Source organism: Helicobacter bizzozeronii (genome assembly GCF_900196775.1).
Lineage (GTDB): Bacteria > Campylobacterota > Campylobacteria > Campylobacterales > Helicobacteraceae > Helicobacter > Helicobacter bizzozeronii.
The window spans coordinates 1-5286 of record NZ_FZLB01000107.1; the positions used below are offsets into that span (position 1 = coordinate 1).

A 5286-nucleotide genomic window follows, 5' to 3' on the forward strand; every position below is an offset into this window, starting at 1 on the left:
AGCCTCTAGGCAATTAGGGCAGACATCACAAGGTGTGCTAGCAGGTCCTCTCTCACATTGCAAAGCGCGCGCAAAGATTCTAGCCGAGCTGGTCTTGCCACTCCCACGCAACCCGCTAAATAAATAGGCGTGCGCCAAACGGGCACGATCCAATGCGAGGGCTAGAGTGGTGGAGATGGATTCTTGCCCGATGAGCTCTTTAAAATGTTTGGGGCGGTATTTGAGTGCTAGAATCAAGAATCGTCCTTTCTGTCATGTTTGTATTATAGCTTAATTTCAGAGTGCTCTAACTTATGGTAGAATAGCGGTCTTTTTGATTAAATCATAGGAGAATTTCATGTTGCAGATGTTGCGTTTGTGGCTTGTTATTTTAATTAGTGTGGGGTGGATACAGCTTGCCTCTGGGGCTAGTTGGCCTCCCATTAAGGGCAAGGCTCTAGCTCTTTCAAGCAATCCCCTAGCCGATCAAATCGGGCAAAAGGTCTTAGATGAGGGGGGGAATGCCATTGATGCGGCCGTGGCAATTGGTTATGCCCTAGCGGTGGTGCATCCAGCCGCAGGCAATATTGGCGGGGGGGGCTTTGCGGTGATCCATTTGGCTAATGGGGATAATCTCACCCTTGATTTTAGGGAGAAAGCCCCCTTAAGAGCTACCAAAAACATGTATTTGGATCGCGATGGCAAAGTGATCCCTAATTTGAGCACTGATGGCTACTTGGCTGCTGGGGTTCCGGGCACCGTGGCAGGTTTGAGTGAAATGTTAGACAAATACGGGACTAAAAAATTAGCCACCTTGATCCAGCCTGCCATTGATTTAGCCGAAAAAGGTTTTAAACTCAGTGCTAGACAAGGGGAAACCATGCTAGCTGCCAAAGAGCGTTTTGCCAAATACGCCAGTAGCCGCAAGTATTTTTTGAAAAAAGGCATGGTGTCTTATCGGGAGGGGGATTTATTTGTGCAAAGCGATTTAGCCAAGACTCTCACCCTCATTAAAGAGCAGGGTCCTAGTGCTTTTTACAAGGGCAAAATTGCTGAATTGATCGCAGAGGATATGCGCCGCAATGGGGGGATCATCACTAAGGAGGATTTAGCACAATATAATGTCGTGTGGCGCAAACCCGTTGTGGGCACTTATCGGGGTTATAAGATCGTTTCTATGGGTCCGCCTAGCTCAGGAGGCACGCACATCATTGAGATTTTAAACACAATGGAGAACGCCGACATCGGTAGTTTGGGCTTTGGTTCTAGCCAAACCATGCACATCATGGCAGAGGCGATGCGCCAAGCCTATGCCGATCGCTCCCTTTACATGGGCGATCCCGATTTTATCACCATCCCGGTTGAAAAACTCACCAGCAAACCTTATGCTAAAAAGGTCTATGAAAATATCCAGCCCAACTTAGCCACTGATAGCACCAAGATCAACCCCGGGTTAGGGCAATTGCATGAGGGCAAAAACACCACGCATTATTCTGTTGCGGACAAATGGGGGAATGCGGTGAGCATCACCTACACGATCAACGCTTCTTATGGGAGCGCTGCTGCCATTGAGGGGACGGGCTTTTTACTCAATAACGAAATGGATGATTTTTCCATCAAAGCGGGCTCACCCAATATATACGGGCTTGTGGGGGGCGATGCTAATTCCATTGAGCCCAAAAAACGCCCCTTAAGCTCCATGTCGCCAACCATTGTGCTTAAAAACAACAAGGTTTTCATGGTCGTGGGCAGCCCGGGTGGGGCGCGCATCATCACCACGGTTTTACAAGTGATCAGCAATGTAATCGATCATGGCATGAACATCGCAGAAGCCATCACCGCCCCGCGTTTCCACATGCAGTGGTTGCCCGATGAAATCCGTACCGAAAAATTTGGCGTGGTTAAAGATGTGGCAGAAAATCTCAAAAGAATGGGCTATAAGCTTGTGGTCAAGCCCAGAATGGGGGATGTGAATGCCATTGTGATCGATGCCAAATCGCACATGATGTATGGGGCACACGACCCCCGCCAAGAGTATTGATGCAACTAGGTTCTAAAATCCAGCAAGTTAAAGGCGTGGCTTGCAGCTTAGAAATTTTTGAAAGCCCGGTCTTTGGGCTTGTGGCTAAGGTTTTGGGCGCACAAGAAGAGGTGTTTTTGCAAAAATACCCCTTTTTGCAGAGCGAATTTTTAGCCCATGTGGGGGGGGGTGTTCTGCCTGAGATTGGACATGCCCTCGTGGTGGGGGGATTTGATTTAGAGGTGGCTTTTGAACTCTTAGGGCATGCTAAAAGCGTGGCATTTATCCAAGAGGAATCTAAAATTTTACACGCCCTTAAAGCCTTTTTCCCCCATTTTGAGGAAGTGATCGCCCATGCTAACTTCAAACACCATGCCAAGATGATCGATTTGGAAATTCAAAAATACGATCTGATCATCGATTTGCACACGCCCAATGCCCACCAAATCGATGGCTTGCAACGCATGTTAAGCCCCCAAGGTATCTTGTTGTTGCGTGCCCCCCACCCGCTATTAGACCCACAAGGTTTTAAAAGCACCCTAGAACACTTGCAGGGCTATTTTTCGGTGCTCATGCCCTGCACAAACCCCTATGATGTGCGCCCCTTGTGCTACCTCTTTGCCTCTAAGCATTACCACCCCGAGGCGGATTTGCGCTTGCAAAAGGTGGATATGCTCGAGGGGTTGCAGCATTACAACGCCCAAGTGCATACCAGTGCCTTTTGCCAGCCCAACTGGCTTAAGAGCGCATATTTAGGGTTGTTGAAAAATTGAGCTTGGCATACGCTTTTGTGCTCACTGGGGGGATTGGCACGGGCAAGAGCACGGCGGCTAATCTTTTACGCCTGCATGGTTACCAAGTGCTGGATGCGGATAAAATCGCCCACCAACTCCTAGACCAACACGCTCTAGAGATTCAAGCCCTATTTGCAGAGGATATTTTAAATGCGGGTAAGATTAATCGCCCCAAACTGGGGGAGATTGTTTTTGCCAATACAAGCAAACGCCACCAACTAGAGGGCTTTATCCACCCCAAAGTGCGCCAAGAACTCTTAGATCAAGCCCAAAGCTTAGAAACCCACCGCCAACCCTATTTTTTAGACATCCCGCTTTACTACGAAGTGGAAGGGGTTAAAAGTTATGGGATCACCCAAGTGGTGCTAGTCTATGCGCCTAGAGAAGTACAAATCCAAAGGGTCGCCCAAAGAGATCACTTAAGCCCCCACCAAATCACCCAAAGACTCAACGCCCAAATGGATATTGAGATCAAAAAATCTTTAAGCCCCTTTGTGCTGGATAATTCTAAGGATTTAAAACACCTGCAACAAGAGATCGAAGGGCTGATCTTAGAGCTGCCTAAAATGTGCCCACTATGAGGACACAAACGATCATTTGTAGCCTAGCTTTGTTGTTATGTGCCTGCGCGCCCAAGCATTCTAGCTTGGCTAGCCAAGTTACCTTTGATATTGGCTATCAAGGCGGGGCGGTCAAAACTTATTGGCGCAAACTGGGCGATAAACCCTCTAAGGAATTTGTGCTGGGGAGCAATAACTGGTTTTTCTTGCTATGGAGAGACACCTACAAACAAGCGCGGATCGCCACACGCACCCTAGAGCCGGGCATTTATTACTTGGCTAGCTTTGAGGTGCAGGTGGGTGATCGCTTGCTTAAAAGCCAAACCACCTTGCCACAATGGCGCACGGGCTGGGATTTTGCCCAAAATAAGCCATTATTTTTAGCCTTTGAGCTCAAACCCAACACCCCCTTAAAACTCCCCCCCGTTGAACTTTCTATCCAGCACATTTTAAGGGATAAAAAACATGGAATCAAAGAAAGCTATAAAGTCAATTTCCTTTTAGATGACCCCTTAGGCGTTTGGCAGCGTGGAATCTACACCCGCTCATTTTAAAAGAGAAGTTTGCTATAATCCCCCCTTTAGGAGGCTTGCATGGAAAATCTGCTGATCTTTTTGAGCAATATCAATGTGATCTTTTACATCTTGGGCTATTTGATCGGGGGGATTCCCTTTGGGTTTGTGATGATGAAGGTGCTTTACAAGGTGGATATCACCAAAGAGGGGAGTGGGGGGATTGGGGCGACCAATGTCTGCCGTGTGGCTAAAGGTCTTGATCCCCAAAGGGCTAAGAGACTGGGGAGTATCTGCTTGGTGTTGGATTTGATCAAGGGGATTGTGCCCGTGCTGGCTTCTAAAATGGCGGGTTTGAATTTTGAAGCCCAGTGGATGGTGGCGATTTTAACCATCATCGGGCATTGCTATTCGCCCTATCTGAACTTCAAAGGCGGTAAGGGGGTGAGCACCACAATGGGGGCAGTCCTCTTGCTTATTCCTATAGAGAGCCTAATTGGGCTCACACTTTGGGCAATCATTGGCAAGGGGCTTAAAATCTCCTCTCTAGCCTCCATTGCGGGTGTGGGTCTAGCCACTCTCTTGGTGTTTTTCCTGCCCTCTTGGGGCATTCCCGCCTCTGTTAATATCTTGCATGAGGTGGGCACGCCTACGCCGATGGTGCTTGTTTTTGTTTTCACCCTCTATAAACATTGGTCTAACCTGCTTAATTTGCTGAGTGGGCGCGAGAAAAAGATTTTATAGGCTAACCATGACTTTGTTGATTGAAAATTACCAACTCGATGTGCTCATTGGCACAATGGTGAGCGAACAGACCACCCCCCAGCCCATCTTGATTAATCTCCAAGTGGAATACAACTACCCCCATGATCACAAGGGTAAGGACTATTTGGACTACATGGACTTGCTGGAGGTGGTGCAAAATAAATTTGCCACCACGCAATACCCGCTTTTAGAACAAGCCTTAGAGGAAATCACCGCGTGGCTTAAAACCTGCTTCCCATCGATCACGCATATTGATATGGAGATCAAAAAACCCCAAGCTTGCCAAAAAGCCCTAGTGGGGGCTAGATTAAGCCAAACTTTTAAGGGGTAGTGGTGTGGCAAAATGGGCTAGTGGCTCTGCTCTGTTTAGCCCTTTTAAACGCATGCCAACAACCCCCCAACCCCAAGCCCGCAAAATTTGAATTTAACAATACCGAGTTTTTTAAACGCCAAGAACTCCAACAACGCCAAAGCAACCAGCCCAGCGATCTATTCAAAACCGATGCGAGTATCAATGTGTCCTCCAACCAAACCCACACACGCGCCCTCTCTGCTGATTTAGCTAGAATGAGCATTGATGGGGCGTATCAGTAATGTCATATTCTTGTTATTACGCTGTGATAGCTTTGTGAAAAGATTACCCCCATTTTCAACAC

At 47.8% G+C, this 5286-nt stretch carries 8 protein-coding genes; 7 read left to right on the forward strand and 1 reads right to left on the reverse strand.

The window, feature by feature from the left end; translation table 11 throughout:
* Positions 1–237: hypothetical protein (locus tag C5684_RS08765; RefSeq protein WP_104640074.1), on the reverse strand; the 237-nt coding region annotated here is incomplete at its 3' end.
* Positions 238–337: 100 nt separating this feature from the next.
* On the opposite strand from C5684_RS08765, the gene ggt reads away from it, so the two are divergent.
* From ggt to C5684_RS08800, 7 genes are read left to right on the forward strand one after another with little or no spacing between them, the layout of a single operon-like run.
* Positions 338–2020, forward strand: coding sequence for a gamma-glutamyltransferase (gene ggt, locus C5684_RS08770; protein WP_104640075.1), 1683 nt, complete (start codon positions 338–340; stop codon positions 2018–2020).
* Positions 2020–2772 (forward strand): spermine/spermidine synthase domain-containing protein, encoded by a 753-nt coding sequence (locus C5684_RS08775; RefSeq protein WP_104640076.1) that lies wholly within the window; start codon positions 2020–2022, stop codon positions 2770–2772. The genes ggt and C5684_RS08775 overlap by 1 nt, the downstream gene beginning before the upstream one ends.
* Positions 2769–3374, forward strand: coding sequence for a dephospho-CoA kinase (gene coaE / locus C5684_RS08780; protein ID WP_104640077.1), 606 nt, complete (start codon positions 2769–2771; stop codon positions 3372–3374). The genes C5684_RS08775 and coaE overlap by 4 nt, the downstream gene beginning before the upstream one ends.
* Positions 3371–3907 carry a hypothetical protein gene (locus C5684_RS08785; RefSeq protein ID WP_013890251.1) on the forward strand — a complete coding sequence of 179 codons (537 nt, stop codon included), beginning with the start codon at positions 3371–3373 and terminating at the stop codon, positions 3905–3907. The genes coaE and C5684_RS08785 overlap by 4 nt, the downstream gene beginning before the upstream one ends.
* Before the next feature lie 39 nt (positions 3908–3946).
* Complete coding sequence (plsY, locus tag C5684_RS08790) at positions 3947–4609, forward strand: glycerol-3-phosphate 1-O-acyltransferase PlsY (protein ID WP_006017295.1); 663 nt, start codon at positions 3947–3949, stop codon at positions 4607–4609.
* A 7-nt stretch (positions 4610–4616) separates the two neighbouring features.
* Positions 4617–4961, forward strand: coding sequence for a dihydroneopterin aldolase (locus C5684_RS08795; protein WP_104640078.1), 345 nt, complete (start codon positions 4617–4619; stop codon positions 4959–4961).
* Between the two features lie 2 nt (positions 4962–4963).
* Positions 4964–5224, forward strand: coding sequence for a membrane protein (locus tag C5684_RS08800; RefSeq protein WP_013890249.1), 261 nt, complete (start codon positions 4964–4966; stop codon positions 5222–5224).
* Positions 5225–5286: the final 62 nt, after the last annotated feature.

Bases quoted from the DNA above. Each gene is read 5' to 3' on its own strand.
- C5684_RS08785 (WP_013890251.1), top strand. From the start codon at position 3,371: ATGAGGACACAAACGATCATTTGTAGCCTAGCTTTGTTGTTATGTGCC.
- plsY (WP_006017295.1), top strand. From the start codon at position 3,947: ATGGAAAATCTGCTGATCTTTTTGAGCAATATCAATGTGATCTTTTAC.
- C5684_RS08775 (WP_104640076.1), top strand. From the start codon at position 2,020: ATGCAACTAGGTTCTAAAATCCAGCAAGTTAAAGGCGTGGCTTGCAGC.
- ggt (WP_104640075.1), top strand. From the start codon at position 338: ATGTTGCAGATGTTGCGTTTGTGGCTTGTTATTTTAATTAGTGTGGGG.
- C5684_RS08795 (WP_104640078.1), top strand. From the start codon at position 4,617: ATGACTTTGTTGATTGAAAATTACCAACTCGATGTGCTCATTGGCACA.